Raw genomic sequence first — 25166 nt, 5'->3', positions numbered from 1 at the left:
CCGGAGAGCCTGATGACGGCAAAGACAAAGGCCAGCAGTTCGATTATCGAGACGGTGAAAACCGTCGTCTACGCGCTGCTGATCGCCGGTATTTTCCGCACCCTGTTTTTCCAACCGTTCTGGATCCCCTCCGGGTCGATGAAGGAAACCCTGCTGATCGGGGACTTCCTCTTCGTCAACAAGATGGCCTACGGGTATTCCTACGCCTCATGCCCCAGCGTGCGTATTCCCGCGGTCGGGCTGAACATCGACGCCAAGGATATCTGCGGCTTCCTGGACGGCGACAACACGCGACTGCTGGGCGATCAGCCTGAGCGCGGCGACGTGGTGGTGTTTCGCCACCCGGTGAACGGCAATGATTTCATCAAGCGATTGGTCGGCCTGCCCGGGGACAAGATCCAGATGAAAAATGGCGTGCTGTTCATCAATGGTTCGGCCGTTCAGCTGGAAGACGCGGGCGAGTTCGAGGAGGTGATGGAGCGCCAGGGGCCGCAAGGCTCCTTGCCGCGGTGTGAAAACGCGCCCGTGGGGCAGGGCGCCATCTGCAAGAAATCGCGCCAGATCGAAACCCTGCCGGGGGGCAGCAAACACGTCGTGCTGAACATCACCAACCAGGGGATGGACCACACTGGTGTCTACCAAGTGCCTGAAGGTCATTACTTCTTCATGGGGGACAACCGCGACAACTCCTCGGACAGCCGCCTGCCGCAATCCGCGGGCGGGGTTGGTTTCGTCCCGTTTGAAAACCTGATCGGTCGGGCAGATCGGATCATGTTCTCCTCGGCCGGGCGTTCCATGCTGTTCTTCTGGACCTGGCGCAGCGATCGTTTCTTTAAGGGGATCCAGTGAAACTCTCAAAGGACCTGCGCGCGTTCGAGGAGCGGATCGGCTACCGCTTCAAACGGCCTGAGCTTCTGCAGCGCGCCGTAACCCATGCGTCTGTCTCCTCGTCCACCCGCAAGGACAACCAGCGACTGGAGTTCCTGGGCGACCGGGTGCTGGGGCTGGTGATGGCAACTGCGCTGCTGGAGCATGACAAGACCGCAACCGAAGGCCAGCTGGCGCCGCGTTTCAATGCGCTGGTGCGCAAGGAGGCCTGTGCCGATGTGGCCCGCGAAATCGACCTCGGCGCGGTGTTGAAGCTGGGCCGGTCGGAAATGATGTCCGGCGGGCGGCGCAAGCAGGCGCTGTTGGGAGACGCAATGGAGGCGGTGATTGCCGCCGTCTACAAGGATGCCGGGTTCGACGCGGCGGCCGAGCTGATCCTGCGCCTGTGGGGCGAGCGGATTCATCAAGTCGACACGGATGCGCGGGATGCCAAGACATCCCTGCAGGAATGGGCGCAGGCACGCGGTCAGAAACCTCCGGCCTATGTCGAGGTGGCGCGCAGCGGGCCGGATCATGCTCCGGTGTTCACCATTGCGGCGCGGTTGCAGGACGGCAACGAGGCCCAGGCCACCGCAGGGTCCAAGCGTCAGGCTGAACAGGCGGCGGCCAAGGCACTGTTGGGCAAGCTCGACTAATCTGGTTCAGGTGACCCGCAGGAAACCGGCAAGACCGGTTTTCTGATGCTCGATCACGTGGCAGTGAAAGGCCCAGTCTCCGGGGTTGTCGGCGACCAGCGCGATTTCGACCACCTCGTCCTTCAGCAGGAGAATCGTGTCTGTCATCAGCGGCGGCAGCTGCCGCCGGTTCGACCGGATCGGCACGAAGGCCAGCCCGTGCAGGTGGATGGGATGCAGATTGGGCGACTCGTTGCGAAGCCGCAGGATATAGCTCTTGCCCCGCTCCAAAGTGGCAAGCGGGCCGGTATTGCGGGCTGCATCTCCGGCCCAGGGGGTGCGGTTGATCGACCAGAAGCTATAGCCCAGAGAGCCGCAATAGCCGTCATCCGGCGCGCGGCCTTCTGGCGTCCAGCCAAAGACGAAGTCATGCACCTCCGCCTTGGCCAGATCCGGACGTGAAACAGGATTGGCGGGCAGTGGCTTCAGATCGCGCAGATCTCGTGCCAGATCACGCCCGACCGCGCGCAACTGGGTCATCACCCGCCCCGGCTGGCCGGGCAGGTCGGCCAGCAGCTCTACCGTCTGGCCTTCATGCGCGGGCATCTTCACGGCCAGGTCAACGCGCTGCCCCGGGCCTAGCAACAGCGGCGCCTGGGCTGAGGGTAGGGCGACCGGCACCTCTACCGGGTGCCCATCCCAGGCCATGATTCGTGCGGTGTCGGTGCTGAGGTAAAGCTTGTAGATCCGTGTGGTATCGCTGTTGACCAGCCTCAACCGGACCAGCCCGCCTGTTGGCTGGTCGTAAACAGGGGCCTGCCGCCAGTTGGCGGTGATCACATTGCCAAAGGTGCCACTCCGGGCCGCGCCCCGGGCCGTGGAGTAGGGGAGAAAGGCGTCGTTTTCATCCAGCCGGAAATCCCGCAAGTTCACCACCTGATCGGCATCGAAGCCCGGGTCCTCGGCTTCGGCTATCACCATGACACCGGTCAGCCCGTGTGCCATCTGCGCCATGGTCATGCAATGCGGGTGGTACCAATAGGTCCCGGCGTCGGGCGGTGTGAATTCATAGTCGAAGCTTTCGCCCCCCGCGATTGGCATCTGGGTCAGGTAGGGCACCCCATCCATCGCATTCGGAATTCGCAAACCGTGCCAGTGCATTGCGGTGTAATCTTGCGTGCCGTTGATGACCCGCAGTTGCATGGGTTTATCCTGGCGGCCCAGCAGCACGGGCGGCGGTGCATCCGGTGACAGGCTCACCATATCCATGGTGCGCCGGGTGCGCAGCCTGAAACTGGCAGGCTGAATGGTCAGTTCACGCTTTTGCGAAGGGGCCGCATTGATCCAGGTCGCGGCGCCGACCAGCCCGGCGCTGGCGGCACTGCCCAGTAGAAATTCGCGGCGCTTCATCGGGGGACCTCTTTGGGCTTGGGACAGGATGGGCGACCTGGCTGGCTGGCGTTGCTTGGCGCTGCCCTTGTGCCGGTGGGTCTGCCACAGGTCTTTGACATGGGGCAAGTTTGTGTGATTGTAGGCAGCACCCCGTGGGGGAAAACACCTCTGGCCCCTGTGGGTGAAATCCTGTAGGGGATCCGCTCTGCAAACAGGATCAGTACCCATGACCACACGCGCCGGATTCGTTGCCCTGATCGGAGAGCCCAACGCGGGCAAATCGACCCTTCTGAACCGTATGGTCGGGGCCAAGGTCTCGATCGTGACCCACAAGGTGCAGACCACTCGCGCCCGCATTCGCGGCGTGGCGATGGAAGGGGATGCGCAGATCGTGTTCGTGGATACGCCCGGGCTTTTCCGCCCGCGCCGTCGTCTCGACCGTGCCATGGTCGCCGCGGCCTGGGGTGGCGCGGCCGATGCGGACGTCGTTGTGCTGATGGTCGAAGCCCATCGTGGCATCACGGAAGGCGTGGAAAAGATTCTCGAGGGGCTCGCGGAAATCGGCGCGGGCCGCACCCTGGCGCTCGCCATCAACAAGATCGACCGGGTGCAGCCTGAAAAGCTGCTGGGCCTGGCGCAGGAGTTGAACAGCCGCCACGAGTTTGCCGAGACTTTCATGATATCCGCCGAACGGGGTCACGGCGTTGACGATCTGCGGCGCTGGCTGGCCGGCAAGTTGCCCGAAGGCCCGTGGCTCTACCCCGAGGATCAGATTGCAGACCTGCCGATGCGGATGATCGCAGCGGAAATGACCCGCGAGAAGCTGACCCTGCGGCTGCACCAGGAACTGCCCTATCAGCTGACCGTGGAAACCGAGAACTGGGAAGAGCGCAAGGATGGTTCCGCGCGCATCGACCAGATGATCTACGTCATGCGCGACGGCCACAAGGGCATCGTGCTGGGCAAGCGCGGCGAGACCATCAAATCCGTCTCCCAGGCCGCCCGCGCCGAACTGGAAGAGTTCCTGGGCCGCAAAGTGCACCTGTTCCTGCAGGTGAAAGTGCGCCCCAACTGGCTGGAAGAGGCCGAGCGCTATTCCGAAATGGGCCTCGACTTCAAAGACGGCAACTGAAGCGCCTGATGTCCTTCACCTTTGCGAAAATACTCCCGCCGGAGGCTTCCGCCCTCACCAAGGGCATTGGCGCAGGCCGAGGCGCGGCATGACCCGCCTCACGGCCCGGTTCTGGGTAGATGCCTACCTTGCCCGACTGCGGTTTCAGGACATTCCCGCCTTCGTCACGTCCCACGGCGATGACACCGCGGGCGCGGTGCTGGTGAAACTGAACACGCTAGATGGCAAGGCAAGCGCGTTTCACCGGACCTACGACCTGATGACCGGCTCCCGCAGGTGGCAGGAACTGGCGACAGGTTCGGAGCAGGAGGTAGATGCTTCCATTCGTCGCCAGCGGGACTTTGATCCCGACCTTTGGGTAATTGAGGTCGAGGATCGCGCCGGGCGGCACCTGCTGGACGAACCGGGACTGGAGTGACGCTTCGGCTTGCGGCTGTCTTTGCGATAGGCTCTGCTGACTTGGATCAGAAACCGGGGAGGCGCGACGATGGAATGGCGTGATCACGGCATCTTGCTCTCGGTGCGTCGCCACGGAGAGAGCGCGGCGATCATTGACGTGTTTACCGAAAATCACGGGCGTCACGCTGGCGTGGTCCGCGGTGGGGCCGGGCGCAGGATGGCTCCGATCTTGCAACCGGGGGCTCAACTGGATCTTGCCTGGCGAGCGCGGCTGGAAGATCACATCGGCAGCTATCATGCAGAGCCGCTGCGCAGCCGGGCGGCGGCGGCGCTCTCGGGTCGGGTGGCGTTGGCCGGATTGAATGCCGTGACGGCACTGCTGGCCTTTTGTCTTCCAGAACGGGAACCGCACCCGGAGCTTTACACCCGCAGCGAACAATTGCTGGACCTGCTCGAGAACGAGACACTCTGGCCGCTGGCCTATTTGCGCTGGGAGATGGCCCTGTTGGAAGAGATGGGCTTTGGTCTTGATCTCTCCGCCTGCGCGGTGACGGGAAAGCAGACAGACCTGGCCTTTGTGTCGCCGAAGACGGGGCGCGCTGTTTCACGTGAAGGCGCCGGCGATTGGGCGAGCCGGTTGTTGCCGCTGCCTCCGGTGATGCGAGGGCAGGGGGCGGCTGAAGACAGCGAGATCGTGGAGGCGCTGCGAACCACCGGTTATTTCCTGCAGGCGCATCTGGCACCCGCCATGGGGGACAAGCCGCTGCCCGAGGCACGGGGGCGGTTGGCAGATTTGCTGAACCGCCGTCTCTGATCCGCCTTTCCCGGGCGCCCACGCTTTAGAGGATCGTGATACTGGCCAATGCTTTCGCCGCAGTCGCGGCGGAAAAATCCGGTCCCCAAGCAAAACCGGCATTTGCCACACGGGGCGCTCTCGGTTTTGGGCACAATGGGTTTCAGGCGGAACGTGGCGCCGCCGCCATTCTGAAGGCTCTGTACAGATCTGTGAGTGCTTCAGAGGCGGGTGAACGGGCAGCAGGGTGGCAGATCAGTTTTCGCGAATGATATCTGCTGTCCGTCGCGCTATTTCTCGGGTGGCTTTGATCGAAGGGTGGATCCGGTCGGCGGCGTGAAAGCTGCGGTCGCCATGTGGCACCATGGTCCCAAGGGACAGAAAGTGCAGCCCTTCGTCCCGCGCGGTAGTCTGCTGAATGCGGTCTTCCAGCGCCTTGCCCTCATCCCGGCAATGTTCGATCAGCGACCCGGTTCCCGGACTGCGCAGGTAGCCCACATAGACGACCTGCGCGCCGGTCTTCCGAAGGCGCGCCAGCATGTCGGGGAGCGCGCCCTGTCGCCCGTCTGCGGACACCAGCCTGTCCAGCTTGCGGTTGCAGATCATGCAGCCACAGCCCAGCCATAGATCGTTGCCGCCGCCGTTGACGATGATCCACTGGTCGGTACTGTTTGCCGATGTTCAGCCCTGCTGCGCCTGTAACCGGCAGCGCATAGAGGACACGCGCCCCCGAAACGGAGCGGTCCGTCACCGGCTCCTGTAGCTCGCGCGCCAGTGCATCGGCGACGGAATTTCCGGAGAGGCTGTGCCAGGCCAGCAGAGAATCCCCCATCACCAGGATGCGGGAGGCTTGGCCGTCGTCAGGGCGCGGGGCGCAGGCCGCAAGCAGGACCAGCGGGATCAGAAGGGCGCGGAGCATGAACATGTCGCAGATTAACCGTATCCTGAACGCGGCCGTACAGGGGGCCGTGTCGCGCGGCCGCGACTTTTGCCGTTGCCATTGCAGCAAAGCCGCAGCGATCGCTGTCACAGCCCCGATCTATGTCCCCCCGGACACTCAGCCTAGCAGGCGGCGGGCGATCACCTGGGCCTGAATCTCTGCTGCACCTTCGAAGATATTCAGGATCCGCGCATCGCAGAGCACCCGAGAGATCTTGTACTCGGTCGCAAAACCATTGCCGCCATGGATCTGCAATCCATTGTCAGCCGCGGCCCAAGCAACACGGGCCCCCAGCAGCTTGGCCATGCCGGCCTCCAGATCGCAGCGGTGGCCGTTGTCCTTTTCCCAGGCCGAGAAATAGGTCAGCTGGCGGGCGATCATGATCTCGACCGCCATCATCGCCAGCTTGCCCGATACCCGGGGAAAGTGGATCAGGCTCTTTCCGAACTGCTTGCGCTCCTGCGCGTATTGCATGGCGATATCGAGTGCCGACTGTGCCACGCCGATGGCGCGGGCGGCGGTCTGGATGCGGGCCGATTCAAAGGTCTCCATCAGCTGTTTGAAGCCCTTGCCTTCTTCGCCGCCCAGCAGGTTTTCCTGCTTCACGAGAAAATTGTCGAAGCCCAGCTCGTATTCCTTCATGCCGCGGTAGCCCAGAACCTCGATCTCGCCGCCGGTCATGCCCTCGGTCGGGAAGGGGTTTTCATCGGTGCCGGGGGTCTTTTCCGCCAGGAACATCGACAGGCCGCGGTGGTCGGTGCTGGCGGGGTCGGTGCGTGCCAGCAGGGTCATCACATGGGTGCGGGCAGCGTGGGTGATCCAGGTCTTGTTGCCGGTGATCCGGTAATCGCCATTCTCGTCCTTCACCGCGCGGGTGCGCAATGAGCCCAGATCAGAGCCTGTATTCGGCTCGGTGAACACCGCTGTGGGCAGGATCTCGGCGCTGGCCAGCCGGGGCAGCCAGCTGGCCTTCTGCTCCTCGGTGCCGCCGCAGAGGATCAGCTCCGCCGCGATCTCCGACCGGGTGCCGAGGCTGCCAACACCGATGTATCCGCGCGACAGCTCCTCCGACACCACCACCATCGAGGCTTTGGACAGGCCGAAGCCGCCGTATTCCTCCGGGATGGTCAGGCCAAAGACGCCCATTTCGGCCAGTTCCTCGATCACCTCCATCGGGATCAACTCGTCCCGGAGGTGCCAGTCGTGGGCGTGGGGTTCGACCTTCTCCACCGCATAGCGCCGGAACTGGTCGCGGATCATCTCCAGCTCTTCCTCTAGGCCCGAGGCGCCGAACATGGTGGAGCCGGTCTGCTCCTCCATAAGTTCCACGAGGCGGCTGCGGGCGGCCTGGCTGTTGCCCTGCTCACACAGGGTCATCACGGCCGGAACCATCAGCGCGCGCTGGTCGTCCTGGCTCAGCCCCAGGTCCTGCAGGCGCACGATCTCGCCCTGGTTCATCTGGATGCCGCCATAGACCTGCCACAGGTACTCGCCAAAGCCGATCTGGTGGATCAGCTGCTCCATCTCGCCGAACTTGCCCTCGGCCTCCAGCTTTTCGGCCCATTTCTGCATCTGCCGCAGGCTGTAGACATAGGTCGCAAGCCAGGACAGCCCGTGGGCCGCAGTCTGGTTTGCCTCGATCAGGCGGCCCGAGACGCGGCCCTCCTCGCTGACCTGCGCGCGCACCGCGGCGCGGGCGGTCTCCAGAAGCTGGTCCAGCGGCTCCAGCGCCGCGGCCGTCAGTTGCAGCAGGCCGGGGATGAGTGTCGGTTTCATATGCAAGTCCTGTCCGTCGTGGGCCATGAATCAGATCCTTTTCCGCTCGCTTGGTGGTAAATCATTTTGCAGGTGCAGCGCAATAAAAATTCGCTGTGACGTTTGGTTTGGATGTAAAATTGCGCCATCATTTTGCCCGTGCAGCAGGCGCCGGATGTGGTACAGCGGGGGCATGAGCGCATTGTTTTCACTTCTTTCCCCGGCAGAGCTGGCAGCCGCGGCGGGCATCGCCCTGCTGGCGGGCACCATCAAGGGCATGGTGGGCTTTGCCATGCCGATGATTTTTGTCTCCGGACTCAGCATGTTCCTGCCGCCGGAGTTGGCGCTGGCCGGGTTGATTCTGCCGACGCTGGTGACCAATGGCATGCAGGCGCTGCGGCAAGGCGCGGGGGCGGCGCTGGCCTCGGTGCGCCGGTTCCGCGTGTTCCTGTTGGTCGGCCTGGTCTGCCTGATGTCGAGCGCGCAGCTGGTTCGTTTGCTGCCGCAGCAGGCGATGTTGCTGATCATTGGCTTCCCGGTCACCGTCTTTGCCGCAATGCAGCTGATGGGCTGGGTGCTGACCATTGCCAACCCCAGCCGCCGCAGTGAAGCAGTCGTGGGCGGCATTGCCGGGCTGATCGGCGGTGTTTCGGGCGTCTGGGGACCGCCGACGGTGGCCTATCTGACCGCGCTGGGCACCGAGAAGACAGAGCAGATCCGGGTGCAGGGCGTGATTTACGGTCTGGGCGCGGTGGCACTGCTGGGTGCGCATCTGGGCTCGGGGGTGATGCGGGCCGAAACGGCGCCGTTTTCGGTTGCGATGATCATTCCCGCCGTTGCCGGCATGTGGCTGGGCGGGCGGCTGCATGACCGCATCGATCAGGCGATGTTCCGGCGGGCGACGCTGGTTGTTCTGCTCATCGCGGGCGTGAACCTGCTACGCCGCGGGCTGATGATGTGAGCGGGCGGCGGACAGGAGCGGGCGCATGCTGACGCGTCTTACAGCCGCCCAGATGGCGACCGGCTCGATCCTTGTGGCGCTGGCGGTCGCGGTTCTGAAGGCCGCGGCCTGGGGTATGACCGGCTCCGTGGCGCTGCTGTCGGATGCGTTGGAGTCACTGGTCAACATCGGCGGCGCGGTGATGGCCTGGTTCGCGGTGCGCTATGCCCAGCGGCCGCCGGACGCGGGCCACCCCTACGGCCACCACAAGGCCGAATATGTCTCGGCTGTGGTCGAGGGCAGCATGATCGTGGTGGCGGCGCTGCTGATCGTAAACCAGGCGGTGGCGGCACTGGGACAGCCCGCCGCCGCCGACTGGAGCGCCGCCGGGCTGGCGGTGAACGCGCTGGCCATGGCCGTGAACCTGGTTTGGGCGCGGCTGCTGCTGCACCGTGGCAGGCAGCTGAAATCGCCGGCGCTGACCGCCGGCGGGCGGCACCTGATGAGCGACGTGTGGACCTCGGCCGGGGTGCTGGTTGGTCTCGGGCTGGCGCTGGCCAGCGGCTGGGGCATTCTCGATCCGCTGCTGGCGCTGCTGGTTGCCGTGAACATCCTGCGCGAGGGCTGGCTGGTGATCGCGGCCTCGGTCAGCGGGCTGATGGACACCGCCGCCCCGGCCGAGGAGCGCGCCCGCATCGAACAGATCATCCACAACAGCGGCAACGGCGCGCTGCAGGTGCACGGTCTGAAGACCCGGCGCGCAGGCCGCGCCCTGTTCATCGAGTTCCACATGGTGGTGGATGGCGCCATGCCGGTTCGGGCCGCGCATGACATCTGCGACCGGCTGGAGGCAGCATTGATCACCGCTTTGCCTGACGCGCAGGTGGTGATTCACGTGGAGCCGGAGCACAAGCTTGAAGCGGCAGGCATCCATCCACGCTGAAGCGTTTGCATTTCGCCGCCGCCTCTCGTTTAACCGCGGCAGGACTGGCAAAGGAGCAGGCATATGGCGATGGAGTGGAACAGGCTGCTGAACGCGGGGCGGCTGTGTCGGCCGGACTTCCCCGAGGTGCCGGGCCGCGAGGCCTATCTGCAGGATTACGACCGCATCCTGTTCTCGGAACCGTTCCGGCGGCTGGCGCAGAAGACGCAGGTGCATCCGCTCTACAGCCACGATCACGTGCATCACCGCATGATCCACAGCATGGAAACCTGCAGCGTCGGCCGCTCGCTGGGATCCGGCGTGGGACAGGCGCTGCTGGAAGCGGGGCGGATCACCCCGGATCAGGTCCTGCGCATCGCGGGCCACGTGCAGGCAGCTTGCCTGCTGCATGATATCGGCAACCCGCCGTTCGGCCACTCCGGCGAGGACAGCATCGGCGGCTGGTTCGCGGCGCAGTTCCGGGCAGGCACCGGTCTGGCGGCGAAGGTGCCCGCAGAACAGCAGGCGGAGTTCGCCCATTTCGAGGGCAACGCGCAGGGGCTGCGCATCGCCGGACGGCTGGAGATGGCGCGGCGCGAGGGCGGCATGCGGCTCAGCTATGCGACGCTGGGTGCTTTCCTGAAGTACCCCTGCACCCGGCCGCTGCGCGATGCGGTCTGCGCGGGCGGCCCGGCGCCCTATGCGGGGCTGAAGAAGTTCGGCGCGTTCAGCGCCGACAGCGCCCTGCTGGACGAGATCTGCGAGGCCACCGGCATGCTGCGCGAGCCGACTGGCTGGTACCGGCGGCACCCGCTGGCCTTCCTGGTCGAGGCGGCGGACGACATCTGTTACCGCATCATGGATATCGAGGATGCAGGCGCGGTGGGGGATCTGGACCGCGCTGACGTGGCGGCGGTGCTGGAGGACATCACCGGCAAGCGCAACCGCGAGGAAGACGCCGCGATGCCGCTGGGCGAGCGGGTTGCCCTGTTGCGGGCCCTGGCGATCGGGGCGGCCACCAGCACCGCGGTGCAGGCCTTCCTCGATAACTACGACGCCATCATGTGCGGCGATTTCGACGGCGACCTCATCGGTGCGTCGGTCAAGGCGGGTGCCTTCGCGGAGCTGCAGCGCCTGTCGGTGGAGCGCATCTTTGCCGCCCGGCGCAAGACAGAGCTGGAGGTGGCGGGCCGACAGGTGTTGCACCGGATCCTCGACCACTTCCACGCGCTCTATTGCGATCTGGCAGCCTGCGACTGGGATCAGGCGCAGTTCGCCCGGGCGCATCCGCATTGGGTGCAGCTGATCCGTGCCGTGGATCTGGACCTGCGCGGCGTCACCGATGCCAGCAGTGCGATGCATTCGCTGGCGGATTTCGTCTCGGGCATGACCGATCGCTACGCGGTGAAGGTGCGCGACATGATCAGCGGCGCGCTGTAGGCCGCTGCCGCAGCGCCAAAAACGAAAAGCCCCGGCACAGCGGCCGGGGCTTTCTTTTGTTCAGGTGCGAGCTGCGGCTCAGCCGATGGCGGCGGCTTTCACGTCGTCGTCAATATGCGGCAGGTACTGGCCGAAGTTGTCCGAGAACATCTGCACCAGCTTGGCCGCCTGACGGTCATAAGCCTCCTGGTCGTCCCAGGTGCGGCGCGGGTCCAGCAGCACTTCGGCCACGCCCGGTACGGTCACCGGAACGTCGAAGCCAAAGTTGGCATCCTTGCGGAATTCGGCCTCGGCCAGCGAGCCGTCCAGCGCCGCGGTCAGCAGGGCGCGGGTTGCCTTGATCGGCATCCGGCTGCCAACGCCATAGGCGCCGCCGGTCCAACCGGTGTTGACCAGCCAGCAGGTGGCACCGTGCTGGGCGATCTTTTCACGCAGCAGGTTGCCATAGACTTCCGGACGACGTGGCATGAACGGTGCGCCGAAGCAGGTCGAGAAGGTCGGCTCCGGCTCGGTCACGCCACGCTCGGTCCCGGCCACCTTGGAGGTGAAGCCCGACAGGAAGTGGTACATCGCCTGCGCCGGGGTCAGCCGCGCGATCGGAGGCAGCACGCCGAAGGCATCGCAGGTCAGCATGATGATGTTCTTGGGGTGACCACCGCGGGCGCTCTCGGATGCATTGGAGATGTAATGCAGCGGGTAGGCGCAACGCATGTTGGCGGTCAGGCTGTCGTCGTTGAAATCCAGCTCTTTGGTTTCCTCGTCGAACACCATGTTCTCGATCACGGTGCCGAACTTGGAGGTGGTGGCGTAGATTTCCGGCTCAGCCTCGGCATTCAGGTTGATGGTCTTGGCATAGCAGCCACCTTCAAAGTTGAAGGTGCCGTTGTCGGCCCAGCCATGCTCGTCGTCGCCGATCAGCACGCGGTCCGGGTCGGCGGAGAGGGTGGTCTTGCCGGTGCCGGACAGGCCGAAGAAGACGGCGGTGTCGACCGGGTTGCCCTTGGCGTGGTTGGCGGAGCAGTGCATCGGCATGATGCCCTTTTCCGGCAGCAGGTAGTTCAGCAGGGTGAACACCGACTTCTTGTTCTCGCCCGCGTATTCGGTGCCGCCGATCAGGATCACCTTCTTGTCGAAGTTCAGCGCGATGACGGTCTCGGAGCGGCAGTCGTGCTTCTTGGGGTCGGCCTGGAAGGACGGGCAGTTGATGATAGTGAAATCTGCGATGAATTCATCCAGGTCCTCGCGCTCGGGACGGCGCAGCAGGTGACGGATGAACAGGTTGTGCCAGGCCAGCTCGGTGACCATGCGGACGTTGATGGCATGGGCGGGATCGGCGCCGCCGACGAGATCCTGGACGAAGTAGTCACGGCCTTTCATGTGCTCCAGCATGTCTGCATAGAGCGCATCGAAGCCTTCCGGGCTCATCGCGGCGTTGTTGTCCCACCAGATGGTGTCGCGGACGCTGTCGGTCTTCACCACATGCTTGTCCTTGGGCGAGCGACCGGTGAACTTGCCGGTGGTCACCAGGAAGGCGCCGCCATTGCCCAGCGTGCCTTCGCCGCGCTTCAGCGCAGCTTCGATCAGGGCCGGCTCCATGAAGTTGTAATAGACATTGCCCAGACCCTCGATGCCCTGATCTTCGAGGCGAAATTGCGGGTTAACCCGTCCAGATGTCATGCGTTTTTCTCCTGTGGCGGCGCAGGTTTCACGCGATCAGCGCGGCTGCGCCCTGGGGCAATAGAAAACGGCGAGGATGCCGGTGGCGCGGTCTTAACATGGGCTTTCGGGTGCTGAACAGGGTGGCTTCCGGTAGTTAGCGCCACCAAGTTGATGTTTAGCGCAACCATCCCACGCGGCAGGCAAAGTCGCTCTCCGGTTCAGCAGATACTAAGGTATTTTTGCCCCAATTGTGTCCAAACATGGGCCTGATTCGTCGAATTGGATTGATTCGCCGCCTGAGAACGGCGATGAAAGTGCTAAAAACTGAACAGTACAGAGCAGATTAGGGGCAATTCAGATGTCAAAGATTGCTTTGGTTGACGATGACAGGAACATCCTGACATCGGTTTCCATGACGCTTGAGGCCGAGGGCTTTGAGGTCGAAACCTACAACGATGGTCAGGCGGCGCTGGACGCTTTCAACAAGAAGCTGCCCGACATGGCTGTCCTGGACATCAAGATGCCGCGCATGGACGGCATGGACCTGTTGCAGCGCCTGCGCCAGAAGACCCAGATGCCGGTGATCTTCCTGACCTCCAAGGATGATGAGATCGACGAGGTGCTGGGCCTGCGGATGGGCGCGGACGACTATGTGAAAAAGCCGTTTTCTCAACGGCTTCTGGTGGAACGGATCCGTGCCTTGCTGCGTCGCCAGGAAGCGCTTGGCAATGATGAGGCAGGCACCGCCAGCCCCGAAGCCAAGGTCATGGAACGCGGCAACCTGCGGATGGATCCGCTGCGGCATGCCGTCAGCTGGAAGGGCAAGGACGTGTCGCTGACCGTTACCGAGTTCCTGCTGCTGCAAGCGCTGGCCCAGCGTCCTGGCTTCGTAAAAAGTCGCGACCAGTTGATGGATGTGGCGTATGATGACCAAGTCTATGTCGATGATCGCACCATCGACAGCCACATCAAGCGGCTGCGCAAGAAGATGCGCAGCGCTGATCCGGACTTCGCGGCAATCGAGACCCTTTATGGAATCGGTTACCGTTACAACGAAGAATAGGGCGCAGGGTGGCGCGGGACCGATACGCCCGCAGAACGATTGAGCGGGGCAATCTGCCCCGACCGAAGGAGAGGCGCGCATGCGCGATACCAGTTTGACCAACCGCCAGCAGGACGGCGACGTCGTGCTCGGCGACGACTGGGTCAGCCCGGAACAGACCGTGACGCAGGAGATGCAGGTCAAGCGCGCGCGGCGCGGGTTGCTGTCGCTGAAGGGCTCGCCGCTGACCCGCAAGATCATCACGTTCAACCTGATCGCGTTGATCATCCTCGTTTCCGGTATCCTGTACCTGAATTCCTCGCGCCAGAGCCTGGTTCTGCAGCGCGCCGGTACACTGGTCTCCGAAGCGATGCTGGTGGCGGATGTGTTCGAGGCCGAATTGCCTGCCGCCGGGGCCGTCAGCCTCGCGGCGGGGGATGGCATTCAGGTGGAAAATACGCTGGCTCAGCTCAGCCTGCGTGGTGGCGTCGAGGCTTTCGTCTTTGATACCACCGGCAATCTGATCTCGACGGTCAAGGGCGTGGATCGCAGCGATGCGCTGAACGTCCTGAATGACAGTGGCCCGCGGCGGACTTTCATCAGCGATGCACTGGCCGCGATCTGGTCCTTTGCGGACGGCGACCCGGGGGCCGTGCCCGATGCCTCGGCCCCGGCGTTGGAAACCCGGCTCAGCGGTTTGGTGGACCGGGCGCTCAGCGGGGGCACCGGGGTGGAGACCGTGGCGGATACCACCGGGGCGAGGATCATTTCGGCAGCGACACCGATCATTCACAACGGGGTTCCGGTTGGCGTGATCGCGCTCACCTCTCCGACCGGCGAAGTCGACGCCCTGGTGCGGACCGAGCAGGAGCGGGTGCTGCAAATGTTTATCGTTGCCCTGCTGGTCTCTGTCGGGCTCAGCCTGGTTCTGGCTTCGACCATCGCCAACCCCTTGGCAGATCTGGCCGAAGCGGCAGAGATCGGCCGCGACCGTGGCAGCAAGCAATCCAATCCGGGCCGCATCCGCATTCCGGACCTGTCCGGTCGCCCGGATGAAATCGGTCGCCTCAGCCGCGCGCTGCGCGGCATGGTCAAGGCGCTCTACACCCGCATCGACAGCAATGAACAATTCGCCGCCGACGTCGCGCATGAGATCAAGAACCCGCTGGCCAGCCTGCAATCGGCGGTCGGCACGCTGCGCATGGTCAAACGCGAGGATCAGCGCCAGAAGCTGATGGACGTGATCGAACATGACGTCCGACGGCTTGACCGGTTGGTCAGCGATATCTCCAACGCTTCCCGGCTGGATGCCGAGCTTGTCAAAGAAGAAGAAGAGGAATTCGACCTGCTGACCATGCTCGGCAACTTGAACCAGTATCTGGGTGAGGATGCGCGCGCCAAGGGCATCGACTACATCACCGATCTGCCTGCACAGCCGATTCTCCTCCAGGGTCTGGAAGCCCGGCTGGCACAGGTTTTCGTCAACCTGATCACCAACGCGATCTCCTTCTGCGAAGAAGGCGATGCCATCCGCGTCTGGGCGCGCCGTCGCGCCAATCGGGTCCTGGTGGTGGTCGAGGACACCGGCCCCGGCATCCCGGATCAGGCGCTCTCCAAGATTTTCAAACGTTTCTACTCACAGCGACCGGTGGAGCATTTCGGCAACAATTCCGGCCTTGGCCTGGCGATTTCCAAGCAGATCGTCGAGGCGCATGGTGGGGTGATCTGGGCCGAGAACATTCGTCCCACCGAGGCCGATGTGACCTCGGAACCGCTGGGTGCGCGGTTTGTGGTTGGCCTGCCGGTGTAAGCCATGTCTGAACCCGAAAGCCTCATCCTGCATGCCTCCTGCGTCGCGCTGGAGGGGCAGGGGCTTTTGATCACCGGTGCATCCGGGCGGGGCAAGTCAGCGCTGGCGTTGCAGTTGATGGCCTACGGTGCACAGTTGGTGGCGGATGACCGGGTGCTGGTCCAGGTATTGGATGGCCAGGTGATCGCCCGTGCTCCGGACCCGATCCGCGGCCTGATCGAGGCGCGCTGCATGGGGTTGCTGAAGGCGCAGATCCGCAGCCCGGTGCCGGTGGTGGCGATGGTCGACCTGGAACAGTTGGAAACCGAAAGGCTGCCGCGACGGCAAACCACTCGCCTTCTGGGCAAGACGCTGCCTCTTGTGAAGCGGGTCGACGCTCCCCATTTTGCACCTGCGCTGATGCAGTTTCTCAGATGCGGAGCTTTGGATCCCGATGCCTGATACCGATCACAAAGCGGTGCCCGCGGTGCTGGTGACCGGCCCTTCCGGGGCCGGACGCACCACTGCGATCAACGTGCTTGAGGATCTTGGCTTCGAGGCCATCGACAACCTGCCGCTCCGCCTCCTGCCCGGTCTGTTCGACGCGGCCGCCGTGCCGCGGCCGATGGCCCTGGGGCTGGACAGTCGCAATCGCGATTTCTCGCCCCCGGCCTTGCTGGATGTGATCGAGATGCTGGCGGGCCGCAGCGAGATCGAGCTGACGGTGCTGTACCTGGATGCGCAGCCTGACGTTCTGTTGCAGCGCTATTCGGAAACCCGCCGCCGCCACCCGCTGGCACCTGCCGAATCACCCGCTGAAGGCGTTCGGCGGGAGTTGGACCTGATGGTGCCGATTCGGGACCGGGCCGATATCCTGCTCGATACCTCGGCCATGAATGTTCACCAGCTGAAGGCCGAGATCGAGCGCTGGTTCGCGCCCGAAGGCCGCGCGCTTGCCCTCTCGGTACAGAGTTTCTCCTACAAACGCGGCATGCCCCATGGCATCGACATGGTGTTTGACTGCCGCTTTCTGACCAACCCCTATTGGCAGCCGGATTTGCGCCGGTTGAACGGCACCGATGCTGCCGTGCAGGACTATGTGCGGGCGGACACCCGGTTTGCCCCGTTCTTCGACCGGGTGCTGGATCTGACCCGCATGCTGCTCCCGGCTTATCGCGAGGAGGGAAAGTCCCACCTCTCAATCGCCTTTGGGTGTACTGGCGGGCAGCACAGATCTGTTACGTTGGCGGAATCGCTGGCGAAGGCTCTTGCAGAAGACGGCTTGCAGGTGTCAATTAGGCACCGCGAGCTGCAAGGCCAGCATAGAAGTGAGAGGCCGGGTTGATCGGAATCGTGATCGTAGCACATGGCGGATTGGCAAGAGAGTATCTTGCTGCGGTGGAACACGTCGTGGGTCCGCAACCAAGTTTGCTTGCTGTTGCCATCGGTCCGGATGATGACCGGGGTGGCAAGCAGGGGGAAATCTGCGCCGCCGCGAATGAGGTGGACAATGGCGATGGCGTGGTGGTGGTGACTGACCTGTTCGGCGGCTCGCCGTCGAACCTGAGTCTCAAGGCCTGTGCCCCTGCGAACCGTCGCATTCTCTACGGCGCCAACCTGCCGATGCTGATCAAATTGGCAAAGTCCCGCCACCTTCCGGTTGCCGATGCGGTTCGCCAGGCCATGGAAGCCGGGCGCAAGTATATAAACGCGCAAAACGTTAACCCCGACGGAGAGCAGGCACATTAAATGGCTCTGAAGACGCTGAAAATCATCAACGAAAAAGGGCTGCACGCCCGCGCTTCGGCCAAACTGGTAGAGGTTGTCGAAGGCTTCGATGCCACTGCCGAGGTCATCAAGGACGGTATGTCCGCCTCTGGCGACAGCATCATGGGGCTTTTGATGTTGGCAGCCTCGAAAGGAACGACTATTGACGTCGAAACTTCGGGGCCCGATGCTGACGCGCTGGCACATGCGCTTGAGGCGTTGGTTGCCGACAAGTTCGGTGAGGGCTACTAGGCCAGCCTCGGCAGCGGAACGGGAACAGGCACTTTGGCGGATACCGCACACGACAGGAACACCGGCGTCGCGCCGGAAGCATCGGGGCAAACGGGCGAGGTCTACGACCGTCGCACCCTGACCTATGCCAATTCCTTCGACGATCGCTGGACCGCACTGGCGATCAAGACCATTGAATGGATGACCGGCAAGCTGTCGATCTTGCGCATGGTCAACAAGTTCGAGAAGCGGAACGCCGAATACCGCGGCCAGAAGTTCTGGCGTGGTGCGCTCGACGTCATGGGGATCGAACTGCAGACCCCGCAGGAGCAGATCGACAACATCCCAAAAGACGGGCCGGTGGTGATCGTGGCCAACCATCCGCATGGCATGGTGGATGGCATGATCTTTGCCGACCTGATCGGCCGTCGGCGTCTTGATTACCGCATTCTCACCCGGTCGGTGCTGACCGGACTGGACGAGGCGGCGACCTCCTTCATGATCCCGGTTCCCTTCCCGCATGATCCCGAAGCACAGCGCAAGATGGTAGAGATGCGCGCCAAGACGATGGCCTTCCTCAAGGAAGGCGGCGCCGTGGCGCTGTTCCCGTCGGGTGTGGTGATGTCCTCGGACAGCTGGTTCGGAGAGCCGGTGGAGCGGGAATGGAACGTCTTTACCGCGCAGCTGATCCGCCGCTCGGGCGCTCGGGTGGTGCCGATCTACTTCCCCGGCCACAACTCGCGCTGGTACCAGATCGCTTGCCAGATCTCCCCGATCCTGCGCCAGGGGCTTCTGCTGCATGAAATCGTGCGCTCCTGCAACAAGCCGCAGGCGCCAATCGTCGGCAAGCCGCTGACGGATGAGCAGATGGAACGCCTGCACAGCGATCCGCGGGGCTTCATGGCCTGGCTGCGTGAGCACACGCTCAACCTTGGCAAGCAGGGCTGACCCGCAATTCAAAGCGGCTGCTGGTCGTGACCGGCGCGCCTATCCAGAATTACGCTTGGGCGCGTTGGCCGTGAGGCAAGAGGGGGATGCCCCCCTCCTGTCGGAATGGATCAGCGCGTCGGCACCGGAGTTTCCCCGCGGTAGTCATAGAAGCCGCGCTTGGTCTTGCGGCCCAGCCAGCCGGCCTCGACGTATTTGGTCAGCAGCGGGCAGGGGCGGTACTTGGTGTCCGCCAGGCCGTCGTGCAGCACGTTCATGATCGCAAGGCAGGTGTCGAGCCCGATGAAATCGGCCAGCTCCAGCGGGCCCATCGGATGGTTGGCACCCAGCTTCATCGATTCGTCGATCGATTTGACCGAGCCCACACCCTCGTACAGCGTATAGACCGCCTCGTTGATCATCGGCATCAGGATCCGGTTGACGATGAAGGCAGGGAAGTCCTCGGCGCTGGCCGACGTCTTGCCCAGCCGCGCCACGACCTCCTGGCAGGCGGCAAAGGTTTCTTCATCTGTGGCGATGCCGCGGATCAGCTCCACCAGCTGCATCACCGGGACCGGGTTCATGAAGTGGAACCCCATGAAGCGTTCGGGTCTGTCGGTGCGGCTGGCCAGACGGGTGATCGAAATCGACGAGGTGTTCGAGGTGAGGATCGTATGCGGTTGCAGATGCGGCAGCAGATCCTCGAAGATCGCCTGCTTTACGGTCTCGCGTTCGGTGGCGGCTTCGATCACCAGATCCGTGGCGCCGACATCCGCCAGCGCCAGCGACGGGGTGATACGGGCCAACGCGGCGGTCATCTCCTCTTCGGCGATCTTCCCCTTGCTGACCTGACGGGCCATGTTCTTGTGAATGACGCTCAAGGCGCTGTCCAGCGCCTGCTGGCTCACGTCGTTGAGCACAACATCATAACCGGCCAGCGCCATGACATGGGCGATGCCGTTGCCCATCTGACCGGCACCGATCACGCCAACTTTCTGAATTTCCATGCCTCGGGCTCCTGAAATATCTGCGGCAACCATACGTGTCGCGCGCGGTTGGGTACAAGCCCGGGCGCGATGGATTTGAAGCAAATTTGCAGTTTAGGGAAATTGCAACTGTTCCCCGCCAAGGTGAGTCTCGGGTGAAAAATTGGTGGTGAAATGAGCTATGAACTCAAAAGCGCGGGGGCGCTTTCGGGGGAACCGTGCAGATATGGACAATCACGGCTGTTGGTTCGGGGACCTGAAAGGACCCTGGATGCACCGTATGTTGCCATTCTCGGTGGAACCGAAGTCTACGGCAGATTCGTTGAATTTCCGTTTGTCGATTCGCTGCAAACGCAACTTGGTGTCGATTGCATCAACCTTGGCAGCGTGAACGCCGGATTGGACAGTTTCGTTCAGGACAAGACCCTGATCGCAATCGCGCAGGAGGCAGATCTCTGCGTGTTGCAGATGCTGAGCGCACAGAACATATCCAATCCCTATTACCGGGTGCATCCGCGCCGCAACGATCGCTTCCTGCAGGCGCAACCTGCCTTGAAGACGCTATATCCCGAGGTGGATTTCACCGAATTCCATTTCAACAAGCATCTGCTGTGCACCTTGCAGGAGGTCTGCGCGCAACGGTTTGCGCAGGTGCGGGACCAGCTGCAACGCAGCTGGGTCGAGCGCATGTCGGACCTGATCGCGAAGGTGGGGGAGCACGTCGTGCTCTTGTGGCTGCGTTACGAACTGGATGGCGGGACCGGCTTTCGCAACGAACCGGTGCTGGTCGACCAGTCGATGGTGGATGCGCTGCGGACCAAGGTGCGCGCGGTCCTCGAATTTCACACGGCCTCCGCGGCTGCGGCGCGGGACATCGCCGGGATGACGTTTGGGCAGCTGGAACTGCCGACTGCGCGCCATATGATCGGCCCGAAAGAGCATCTGCGGATTGCAGAGGCGCTGGCGGGCAAGCTGGCCCCGATGGTGAGCCGCCGCTAGTTTTCACTGTATATTCCGCACGAAAAAGGCCCGCCATTCGGCGGGCCTTTTCTTTGATCATAGGACTGGGCCTTAGCCCAGTTTCTCGGTCAGCTCGGGCACCGCCTGGAACAGGTCGGCCACCAGGCCGAAGTCGGCAACCTGGAAGATCGGTGCTTCTTCGTCCTTGTTGATCGCCACGATGATCTTGGAGTCCTTCATGCCGGCCAGGTGCTGGATCGCGCCGGAGATGCCGACGGCGATGTACAGATCCGGCGCGACGACCTTGCCGGTCTGACCCACCTGCCAGTCGTTCGGGGCATAGCCCGAGTCGACGGCGGCGCGGGAGGCACCAACAGCGGCGCCCAGCTTGTCGGCCAGGGCTTCGATCAGTTTGAAGTCTTCCTCGGAGCCGACGCCACGGCCACCGGAAACAACCACACCGGCCGAAGTCAGCTCGGGACGGTCGCTCTCGGCAACCTTGTCCTCGACCCATTCGGACAGGCCGGGGTTTTCCGCGGCCGAAATGGTCTCAACCGATGCCGAACCGCCGTCACCCGCGGCGTCGAAGGACGCGGTGCGGAAGGAGACGACTTTCTTGGCGTCGTTGGACTTCACGGTCTGGATCGCGTTGCCGGCATAGATCGGGCGCTCGAAGGTGTTGCCGTCGACAACGCCGGAGACGTCCGAGATCACCATCACGTCCAGCAGCGCAGCCACGCGGGGCAGCACGTTCTTGGCGTCGGTGGTGGCCGGAGCAACGATGTGCTCGAAGTCGGAGGCGAGGCTGGCGATCAGCGCCGCGGTCGGTTCTGCCAGGCGGTGGCCCAGCGAAGCGTCTTCGGCGACCAGCACCTTGGACACGCCTGCGATCTTGGCAGCTTCTTCGCCGGCGGCCGCCGCGGAGGCGCCGGCGGCCAGAACGGTCACGTCACCCAGTTTCGCAGCCGCGGTCACGGCCTTTGCGGTTGCGTCCAGCGCCAGCGCGCCGTCGGTCACTTCAGCAAGGAGAAGAACAGCCATTACACAGCCCCCGCTTCTTTGAGTTTCTCAACCAGCTCGTCGACCGAACCCACCTTGATGCCGGCGGCACGGGCTGCGGGCTCTTTGGTCTCGATGATTTCCAGGCGCGGCGTTACGTCGACGCCGTAGTCGGCGGCGGTTTTCTCGTCCAGCGGCTTTTTCTTCGCCTTCATGATGTTCGGCAGCGAGGCGTAGCGCGGCTCGTTCAGGCGCAGGTCCACGGTGACGATGGTCGGCATCTTGACCGAGATCGTCTGCAGGCCGCCGTCGACTTCGCGGGTGATCTTGGCGCTGTCGCCTTCGATGTCCAGCTCCGAGGCGAAGGTGCCCTGGGACCAGCCCAGCAGCGCCGACAGCATCTGGCCGGTGGCGTTCATGTCGTTGTCGATCGCCTGCTTGCCGCAGAGCACGATGCCGGGCTGCTCTTCCTCGACCACTTTGGCGAGAATCTTGGCAACTGCCAGCGGTTCGATGTCGGTGTGCACGTCGTCAGCGGCAACCACCAGGATGGCGCGGTCGGCACCCATTGCCAGCGCGGTACGCAGGGTCTCTTGGGCCTGCTTGACGCCGATCGACACCGCGACCACTTCATCGGCCTTGCCGGCCTCTTTCAGGCGGATCGCCTCTTCGACGGCAATCTCGTCGAAGGGGTTCATCGACATTTTCACGTTGGCGAGATCGACACCGCTGCCGTCCGCTTTGACGCGGACCTTCACGTTGTAGTCAATCACGCGTTTGACAGGCACGAGTACCTTCATCTTGCGTTCTCTCCTTAACAAACGGCAAGCCGCCTCAGGGCGACTCCCCTCCATGCTCTCGCTGTGTTGATACCGGCTGGTGTGGCGCGGCAACAGGGCAAAATCGTCACGTTAGCGCACGGCGACGTCGCGTTTGCTGATTTGAAGCAGCAATTTTGCAAGAATGTTTCCGCTGGGAAATTTGCGCCCTGATGGGCGGAGGAGGGCTAGAAAACCTGTCGCAAACAGGAAGGGAACCGCCAAACTACGTCATTTTGACGCAGTTTGGCCTGCCTCGGGAGCCATCGGGAAAAACGGAGCGATGGGGATCAGCGGTTGGCGCCGGGGACCCACAGAACGTCAGCCTTGCCGCCATCATTTGCGACACGTGCGGCGACGAAGAACCAGTCGGACAGGCGGTTGAGGTATTTCACGGCCGCCGGGTTCACCGCCTCGGACGCGGCGAGGTCGGTCGCCAGTCGCTCGGCGCGGCGTGCCACCGTGCGGCAGACGTGCAGCTGGGCGGCCAGCCGGGTGCCGCCGGGCAGGATGAAGCTGCGCAGCGCTTCCAGATCCTTGTTCATTTCGTCGATCTCGGCTTCCAGCCGTTCGACCTGCGCCGTGGCGATGCGCAGCGGCGGGTAGTCGGCCTCGGCGTCCTTGTCCATCTCCGGGCGACACAGGTCCGCGCCGAGGTCAAACAGGTCGTTCTGGATCCGGGACAGGGCCAGGTCGATCTCGCCCTCGGCCTCCAGGCGCGCGACGCCGACAAAGGCATTCAACTCATCCGCGGTGCCGTAGGCATTCACCCGCACCGCATGTTTGGCAACACGCTCGCCATTGCCGAGCGCGGTATCGCCCTTGTCGCCGGTGCGCGTGTAGATCTTGTTCAGGACCACCATGGCTGATCACCCTCCTTGCGTGCGCAGATAGACATAGGCCAGCAGCAACACTACGGCGATAAACTGGAACATGATGCGCAGGCGCATCATCTTGTTGGCGTTCTTGCGGTTGAAATCACCGCCCTTGCCAAAGCCGCCGATGCCGATCACCAGCGCCACAACCACTGCAGCCACGGCTGCCAGTCCCAGATAATACAGCGGATCGCTCATCCTGTCCCCCAAAACCACATCACGTTTGCCTGTCCCATCTATCTGCTGTCCGTGGCGATGGCGACCGCGAAATCGTTATCCCAGCCGCAGCAGGATGCGGTCAATTGCCCTAGTGCTGAGAACCCGGCGCAACAGGCCCGCCACATGAGTTGGTGTCGTGACGTAGTAGCGCGGCCGCGGGCGGCGTGCTTCACAGGCATGCGCGAGCTTTGCGGTAACGGCCGAGGCCGGCAGTTCAAACCGGTCGGGGCCATTGCTGTGATACAGCCGTTTCAGCAGGCGCTGTTCGTACCGCTCCCGCAAGGGCGAGGCCTGCCAGTTGATGAACCGCTCGAAATGCGGAATCGATTTCTCTCGAATTTTCGACGTTACCGGGCCGGGTTCGATCAGAACAATGTGAATCCCGCTGCCTTGCAGTTCCACGCGCAGCGTATCGGTCAAGCCTTCCAGCGCGTATTTGGTGGCGACATAGGCACCACGCCACGGCATGGTGACAAAGCCGAGGATCGATGAATTCTGCACGATCCGCCCATGGCCCTGCGCACGCATCACCGGGATCACTTTGCGCGTCAGCTCGTGCCAGCCAAAGAAATTGGTTTCAAAAATGGCGCGCAATGCATTCGTCGGCAGGTCCTCCACCGCGCCGGGCAATCCATGTGCGCCGTTGTTGAACAGGGCATCCAGGGTACCGCCCGTGGCGTCGAGCACCTGCGCCAGCCCGGCATCGATACTGGCAGGATCTGTGTAATCGATGCGGGGGCTTTCGAAGCCTTCGGCGCGCAGACGATCGCAATCACGCTGTTGGCGGCAGGATGCGAAGACCCGCCAGCCGCGGGCACGCATGCCTCTGGCGGCGTCCAGGCCGATTCCCGAGGAGCATCCGGTGATCAGGATGGTACGTTTCATGTGCGCGCCCTTTTGCCCGGCTTCCCGCCGGGATCGGCGCGGAATACCTCGGGGCTGTTATGGGCGTTTCCGGCTCACCAGGGAAGCGGCAATCCAACCAACCCGACCCTGTTCCGGGGCGCGAAGATGCAGCCAGCCAGTGCCACTGTCCTCGATCACGATCACTTCGTCGCCGCCCATGAGGCGGGTGATGACCGGGTAGCGCGTGCCCGGCCCTTGGCGCATGTTCACGCGAGAGGCGCGGATGGTCCGCCGGTCGACGCGTTCCTCGATCTGCTGTTCCTCGGGCTGGGTTTCGGCGACGGCTGGTGTCGCTGCCGGTGTGGCGCTGATCGCCGCGAGACCGCCATCCAGCGAAGCCAGCTGCAAGGTGCCACCCTGCGATGCCTGGGAGAACGCGGTGTCGGTGGACGCCAGCAGGCCGGAGGCATTGGCCAGATGTTCGGCTGCGACCTTGGCGCGCCGGTTCGGGTCAGCCGCCGGGCGTTGCGGGCGCGGGCCCTCCGCGCGGCGGGTCAGCACCGGACGGGTGTCGAGGCTGGCCAGGGTGATTCTTTCCGGGGAGGGTTTGTTGGGCTGATCCGCCTGTTTGGTCTCGGCGACGGGTTTCGGGCGCTCCGGGGGCTTGAAATCGGCACCGCCGCTCAGCTCGTAGAACCCCCAACCGAGAAAGGCAAAAGACAACACAACGAAACGTGACATGAATCCGGTCCCCCCAGACCAACTTGTTAAGCAGCCAAGGCTTTCTGCGTGCAGATGGCCGCTGTCCTGGTTGCATGTGTTTGGAAGTTGAA

Annotated in this window: 27 protein-coding genes; 16 read left to right on the top strand and 11 right to left on the bottom strand. The window is 63.4% G+C overall.

Annotated elements, in window-relative coordinates:
* The first annotated feature begins 12 nt into the window (after positions 1-12).
* Together lepB and rnc are read left to right on the top strand one after the other, a co-directional pair.
* Positions 13-849 carry a signal peptidase I gene (gene lepB / locus ACZ52D_RS05995; RefSeq protein WP_222456169.1) on the top strand — a complete coding sequence of 279 codons (837 nt, stop codon included), beginning with the start codon at positions 13-15 and terminating at the stop codon, positions 847-849.
* Positions 846-1523, top strand: a complete 678-nt coding sequence (gene rnc, locus ACZ52D_RS05990; RefSeq protein WP_464442839.1) for a ribonuclease III — start codon at positions 846-848, stop codon at positions 1521-1523. The genes lepB and rnc overlap by 4 nt, the downstream gene beginning before the upstream one ends.
* Before the next feature lie 6 nt (positions 1524-1529).
* On the opposite strand, the gene ACZ52D_RS05985 is transcribed toward rnc, so the two are convergent.
* On the bottom strand, positions 1530-2912 hold the full coding sequence (locus tag ACZ52D_RS05985; protein ID WP_464442838.1) for a multicopper oxidase family protein: 1383 nt from the start codon (positions 2910-2912) through the stop codon (positions 1530-1532).
* A gap of 208 nt (positions 2913-3120) precedes the next feature.
* Between ACZ52D_RS05985 and era the strand changes: the two genes are divergently transcribed.
* The 3 genes from era to recO all read left to right on the top strand — a co-directional run bounded on the left by era (position 3121) and on the right by recO (position 5239).
* A complete protein-coding gene (gene era / locus ACZ52D_RS05980) occupies positions 3121-4026 on the top strand; it encodes a GTPase Era (protein WP_222456166.1) in 906 nt (301 codons plus the stop codon).
* Positions 4027-4114: 88 nt separating this feature from the next.
* Complete coding sequence (locus ACZ52D_RS05975) at positions 4115-4444, top strand: DUF1491 family protein (RefSeq protein WP_369924744.1); 330 nt, start codon at positions 4115-4117, stop codon at positions 4442-4444.
* Positions 4445-4513: 69 nt separating this feature from the next.
* On the top strand, positions 4514-5239 hold the full coding sequence (gene recO / locus ACZ52D_RS05970) for a DNA repair protein RecO (protein WP_464442837.1): 726 nt from the start codon (positions 4514-4516) through the stop codon (positions 5237-5239).
* A 234-nt stretch (positions 5240-5473) separates the two neighbouring features.
* On the opposite strand, the gene ACZ52D_RS05965 is transcribed toward recO, so the two are convergent.
* Both ACZ52D_RS05965 and ACZ52D_RS05960 read right to left on the bottom strand, forming a co-directional pair.
* On the bottom strand, positions 5474-5824 hold the full coding sequence (locus ACZ52D_RS05965; RefSeq protein WP_464442836.1) for an SGNH/GDSL hydrolase family protein: 351 nt from the start codon (positions 5822-5824) through the stop codon (positions 5474-5476).
* Positions 5825-6275: 451 nt separating this feature from the next.
* Positions 6276-7961 carry an acyl-CoA dehydrogenase family protein gene (locus tag ACZ52D_RS05960; RefSeq protein WP_464442835.1) on the bottom strand — a complete coding sequence of 562 codons (1686 nt, stop codon included), beginning with the start codon at positions 7959-7961 and terminating at the stop codon, positions 6276-6278.
* A gap of 145 nt (positions 7962-8106) precedes the next feature.
* On the opposite strand from ACZ52D_RS05960, the gene ACZ52D_RS05955 reads away from it, so the two are divergent.
* From ACZ52D_RS05955 to dgt, 3 genes are all read left to right on the top strand, one after another.
* Positions 8107-8874: a sulfite exporter TauE/SafE family protein gene (locus tag ACZ52D_RS05955; RefSeq protein ID WP_464442834.1), complete on the top strand. Its 768-nt coding sequence runs from the start codon at positions 8107-8109 to the stop codon at positions 8872-8874.
* Between the two features lie 25 nt (positions 8875-8899).
* Complete coding sequence (locus tag ACZ52D_RS05950) at positions 8900-9796, top strand: cation diffusion facilitator family transporter (protein ID WP_464442833.1); 897 nt, start codon at positions 8900-8902, stop codon at positions 9794-9796.
* A 63-nt stretch (positions 9797-9859) separates the two neighbouring features.
* Positions 9860-11215 (top strand): dGTP triphosphohydrolase, encoded by a 1356-nt coding sequence (gene dgt / locus ACZ52D_RS05945; RefSeq protein WP_464442832.1) that lies wholly within the window; start codon positions 9860-9862, stop codon positions 11213-11215.
* A gap of 78 nt (positions 11216-11293) precedes the next feature.
* On the opposite strand, the gene ACZ52D_RS05940 is transcribed toward dgt, so the two are convergent.
* A complete protein-coding gene (locus ACZ52D_RS05940; protein WP_222456158.1) occupies positions 11294-12892 on the bottom strand; it encodes a phosphoenolpyruvate carboxykinase in 1599 nt (532 codons plus the stop codon).
* Positions 12893-13232: 340 nt separating this feature from the next.
* Here ACZ52D_RS05940 and ACZ52D_RS05935 point away from each other — a divergent pair, with 340 nt between their 5' ends.
* The 7 genes from ACZ52D_RS05935 to ACZ52D_RS05905 all read left to right on the top strand — a co-directional run bounded on the left by ACZ52D_RS05935 (position 13233) and on the right by ACZ52D_RS05905 (position 18651).
* Complete coding sequence (locus ACZ52D_RS05935; protein ID WP_369924750.1) at positions 13233-13937, top strand: response regulator transcription factor; 705 nt, start codon at positions 13233-13235, stop codon at positions 13935-13937.
* 79 nt (positions 13938-14016) lie between these two features.
* Positions 14017-15726, top strand: coding sequence for a sensor N-terminal transmembrane domain-containing protein (locus ACZ52D_RS05930; RefSeq protein ID WP_464442831.1), 1710 nt, complete (start codon positions 14017-14019; stop codon positions 15724-15726).
* A gap of 3 nt (positions 15727-15729) precedes the next feature.
* Positions 15730-16167, top strand: coding sequence for an HPr kinase/phosphorylase (locus ACZ52D_RS05925; protein WP_222456155.1), 438 nt, complete (start codon positions 15730-15732; stop codon positions 16165-16167).
* On the top strand, positions 16160-17050 hold the full coding sequence (gene rapZ, locus ACZ52D_RS05920; RefSeq protein ID WP_464442830.1) for an RNase adapter RapZ: 891 nt from the start codon (positions 16160-16162) through the stop codon (positions 17048-17050). Before ACZ52D_RS05925 ends, rapZ begins: the two co-directional genes overlap by 8 nt.
* Positions 17047-17454, top strand: a complete 408-nt coding sequence (locus tag ACZ52D_RS05915; RefSeq protein WP_222456153.1) for a PTS sugar transporter subunit IIA — start codon at positions 17047-17049, stop codon at positions 17452-17454. Before rapZ ends, ACZ52D_RS05915 begins: the two co-directional genes overlap by 4 nt.
* Positions 17455-17724, top strand: coding sequence for an HPr family phosphocarrier protein (locus tag ACZ52D_RS05910; protein WP_222456152.1), 270 nt, complete (start codon positions 17455-17457; stop codon positions 17722-17724).
* A gap of 33 nt (positions 17725-17757) precedes the next feature.
* A complete protein-coding gene (locus ACZ52D_RS05905; protein ID WP_222456151.1) occupies positions 17758-18651 on the top strand; it encodes a lysophospholipid acyltransferase family protein in 894 nt (297 codons plus the stop codon).
* A 110-nt stretch (positions 18652-18761) separates the two neighbouring features.
* On the opposite strand, the gene ACZ52D_RS05900 is transcribed toward ACZ52D_RS05905, so the two are convergent.
* On the bottom strand, positions 18762-19637 hold the full coding sequence (locus ACZ52D_RS05900; protein ID WP_222456150.1) for a 3-hydroxybutyryl-CoA dehydrogenase: 876 nt from the start codon (positions 19635-19637) through the stop codon (positions 18762-18764).
* A gap of 153 nt (positions 19638-19790) precedes the next feature.
* Here ACZ52D_RS05900 and ACZ52D_RS05895 point away from each other — a divergent pair, with 153 nt between their 5' ends.
* Complete coding sequence (locus tag ACZ52D_RS05895) at positions 19791-20615, top strand: DUF6473 family protein (RefSeq protein WP_464442829.1); 825 nt, start codon at positions 19791-19793, stop codon at positions 20613-20615.
* A 72-nt stretch (positions 20616-20687) separates the two neighbouring features.
* Here the strand turns inward: ACZ52D_RS05895 and ACZ52D_RS05890 are convergent, their stop codons facing one another.
* From ACZ52D_RS05890 to ACZ52D_RS05865, 6 genes are all read right to left on the bottom strand, one after another.
* Entirely contained in the window at positions 20688-21617 is a 930-nt protein-coding gene (locus ACZ52D_RS05890; protein WP_222456148.1) for an electron transfer flavoprotein subunit alpha/FixB family protein, read from the bottom strand.
* Positions 21617-22375, bottom strand: coding sequence for an electron transfer flavoprotein subunit beta/FixA family protein (locus ACZ52D_RS05885; RefSeq protein ID WP_222456147.1), 759 nt, complete (start codon positions 22373-22375; stop codon positions 21617-21619). The genes ACZ52D_RS05890 and ACZ52D_RS05885 overlap by 1 nt, the downstream gene beginning before the upstream one ends.
* Before the next feature lie 308 nt (positions 22376-22683).
* Entirely contained in the window at positions 22684-23256 is a 573-nt protein-coding gene (locus tag ACZ52D_RS05880) for a cob(I)yrinic acid a,c-diamide adenosyltransferase (protein WP_222456146.1), read from the bottom strand.
* Positions 23257-23262: 6 nt separating this feature from the next.
* Entirely contained in the window at positions 23263-23466 is a 204-nt protein-coding gene (locus tag ACZ52D_RS05875) for a twin transmembrane helix small protein (protein WP_369924755.1), read from the bottom strand.
* A gap of 75 nt (positions 23467-23541) precedes the next feature.
* A complete protein-coding gene (locus tag ACZ52D_RS05870; RefSeq protein WP_464442828.1) occupies positions 23542-24372 on the bottom strand; it encodes an SDR family NAD(P)-dependent oxidoreductase in 831 nt (276 codons plus the stop codon).
* 57 nt (positions 24373-24429) lie between these two features.
* Positions 24430-25074, bottom strand: coding sequence for an SH3 domain-containing protein (locus ACZ52D_RS05865; protein WP_222456143.1), 645 nt, complete (start codon positions 25072-25074; stop codon positions 24430-24432).
* Between the last annotated feature and the right edge of the window lie 92 nt (positions 25075-25166).

The organism is Leisingera sp. S2M4, assembly GCF_055398055.1.
The sequence above is the reverse complement of the archived record's forward strand: the minus strand, read 5'-3'. Positions and strand labels throughout refer to the sequence as shown.

Excerpts from the sequence above, each read along its gene's own strand:
- lepB (WP_222456169.1), top strand. The coding sequence starts at position 13 with ATGACGGCAAAGACAAAGGCCAGCAGTTCGATTATCGAGACGGTGAAA.
- ACZ52D_RS05985 (WP_464442838.1), bottom strand. The coding sequence starts at position 2,912 with ATGAAGCGCCGCGAATTTCTACTGGGCAGTGCCGCCAGCGCCGGGCTG.
- era (WP_222456166.1), top strand. The coding sequence starts at position 3,121 with ATGACCACACGCGCCGGATTCGTTGCCCTGATCGGAGAGCCCAACGCG.
- ACZ52D_RS05975 (WP_369924744.1), top strand. The coding sequence starts at position 4,115 with ATGACCCGCCTCACGGCCCGGTTCTGGGTAGATGCCTACCTTGCCCGA.
- recO (WP_464442837.1), top strand. The coding sequence starts at position 4,514 with ATGGAATGGCGTGATCACGGCATCTTGCTCTCGGTGCGTCGCCACGGA.
- ACZ52D_RS05965 (WP_464442836.1), bottom strand. The coding sequence starts at position 5,824 with ATGATCTGCAACCGCAAGCTGGACAGGCTGGTGTCCGCAGACGGGCGA.
- ACZ52D_RS05960 (WP_464442835.1), bottom strand. The coding sequence starts at position 7,961 with ATGGCCCACGACGGACAGGACTTGCATATGAAACCGACACTCATCCCC.
- ACZ52D_RS05955 (WP_464442834.1), top strand. The coding sequence starts at position 8,107 with ATGAGCGCATTGTTTTCACTTCTTTCCCCGGCAGAGCTGGCAGCCGCG.
- ACZ52D_RS05950 (WP_464442833.1), top strand. The coding sequence starts at position 8,900 with ATGCTGACGCGTCTTACAGCCGCCCAGATGGCGACCGGCTCGATCCTT.
- dgt (WP_464442832.1), top strand. The coding sequence starts at position 9,860 with ATGGCGATGGAGTGGAACAGGCTGCTGAACGCGGGGCGGCTGTGTCGG.
- ACZ52D_RS05940 (WP_222456158.1), bottom strand. The coding sequence starts at position 12,892 with ATGACATCTGGACGGGTTAACCCGCAATTTCGCCTCGAAGATCAGGGC.
- ACZ52D_RS05935 (WP_369924750.1), top strand. The coding sequence starts at position 13,233 with ATGTCAAAGATTGCTTTGGTTGACGATGACAGGAACATCCTGACATCG.
- ACZ52D_RS05930 (WP_464442831.1), top strand. The coding sequence starts at position 14,017 with ATGCGCGATACCAGTTTGACCAACCGCCAGCAGGACGGCGACGTCGTG.
- ACZ52D_RS05925 (WP_222456155.1), top strand. The coding sequence starts at position 15,730 with ATGTCTGAACCCGAAAGCCTCATCCTGCATGCCTCCTGCGTCGCGCTG.
- rapZ (WP_464442830.1), top strand. The coding sequence starts at position 16,160 with ATGCCTGATACCGATCACAAAGCGGTGCCCGCGGTGCTGGTGACCGGC.
- ACZ52D_RS05910 (WP_222456152.1), top strand. The coding sequence starts at position 17,455 with ATGGCTCTGAAGACGCTGAAAATCATCAACGAAAAAGGGCTGCACGCC.
- ACZ52D_RS05900 (WP_222456150.1), bottom strand. The coding sequence starts at position 19,637 with ATGGAAATTCAGAAAGTTGGCGTGATCGGTGCCGGTCAGATGGGCAAC.
- ACZ52D_RS05895 (WP_464442829.1), top strand. The coding sequence starts at position 19,791 with ATGAGCTATGAACTCAAAAGCGCGGGGGCGCTTTCGGGGGAACCGTGC.
- ACZ52D_RS05890 (WP_222456148.1), bottom strand. The coding sequence starts at position 21,617 with ATGGCTGTTCTTCTCCTTGCTGAAGTGACCGACGGCGCGCTGGCGCTG.
- ACZ52D_RS05885 (WP_222456147.1), bottom strand. The coding sequence starts at position 22,375 with ATGAAGGTACTCGTGCCTGTCAAACGCGTGATTGACTACAACGTGAAG.
- ACZ52D_RS05880 (WP_222456146.1), bottom strand. The coding sequence starts at position 23,256 with ATGGTGGTCCTGAACAAGATCTACACGCGCACCGGCGACAAGGGCGAT.
- ACZ52D_RS05875 (WP_369924755.1), bottom strand. The coding sequence starts at position 23,466 with ATGAGCGATCCGCTGTATTATCTGGGACTGGCAGCCGTGGCTGCAGTG.
- ACZ52D_RS05870 (WP_464442828.1), bottom strand. The coding sequence starts at position 24,372 with ATGAAACGTACCATCCTGATCACCGGATGCTCCTCGGGAATCGGCCTG.
- ACZ52D_RS05865 (WP_222456143.1), bottom strand. The coding sequence starts at position 25,074 with ATGTCACGTTTCGTTGTGTTGTCTTTTGCCTTTCTCGGTTGGGGGTTC.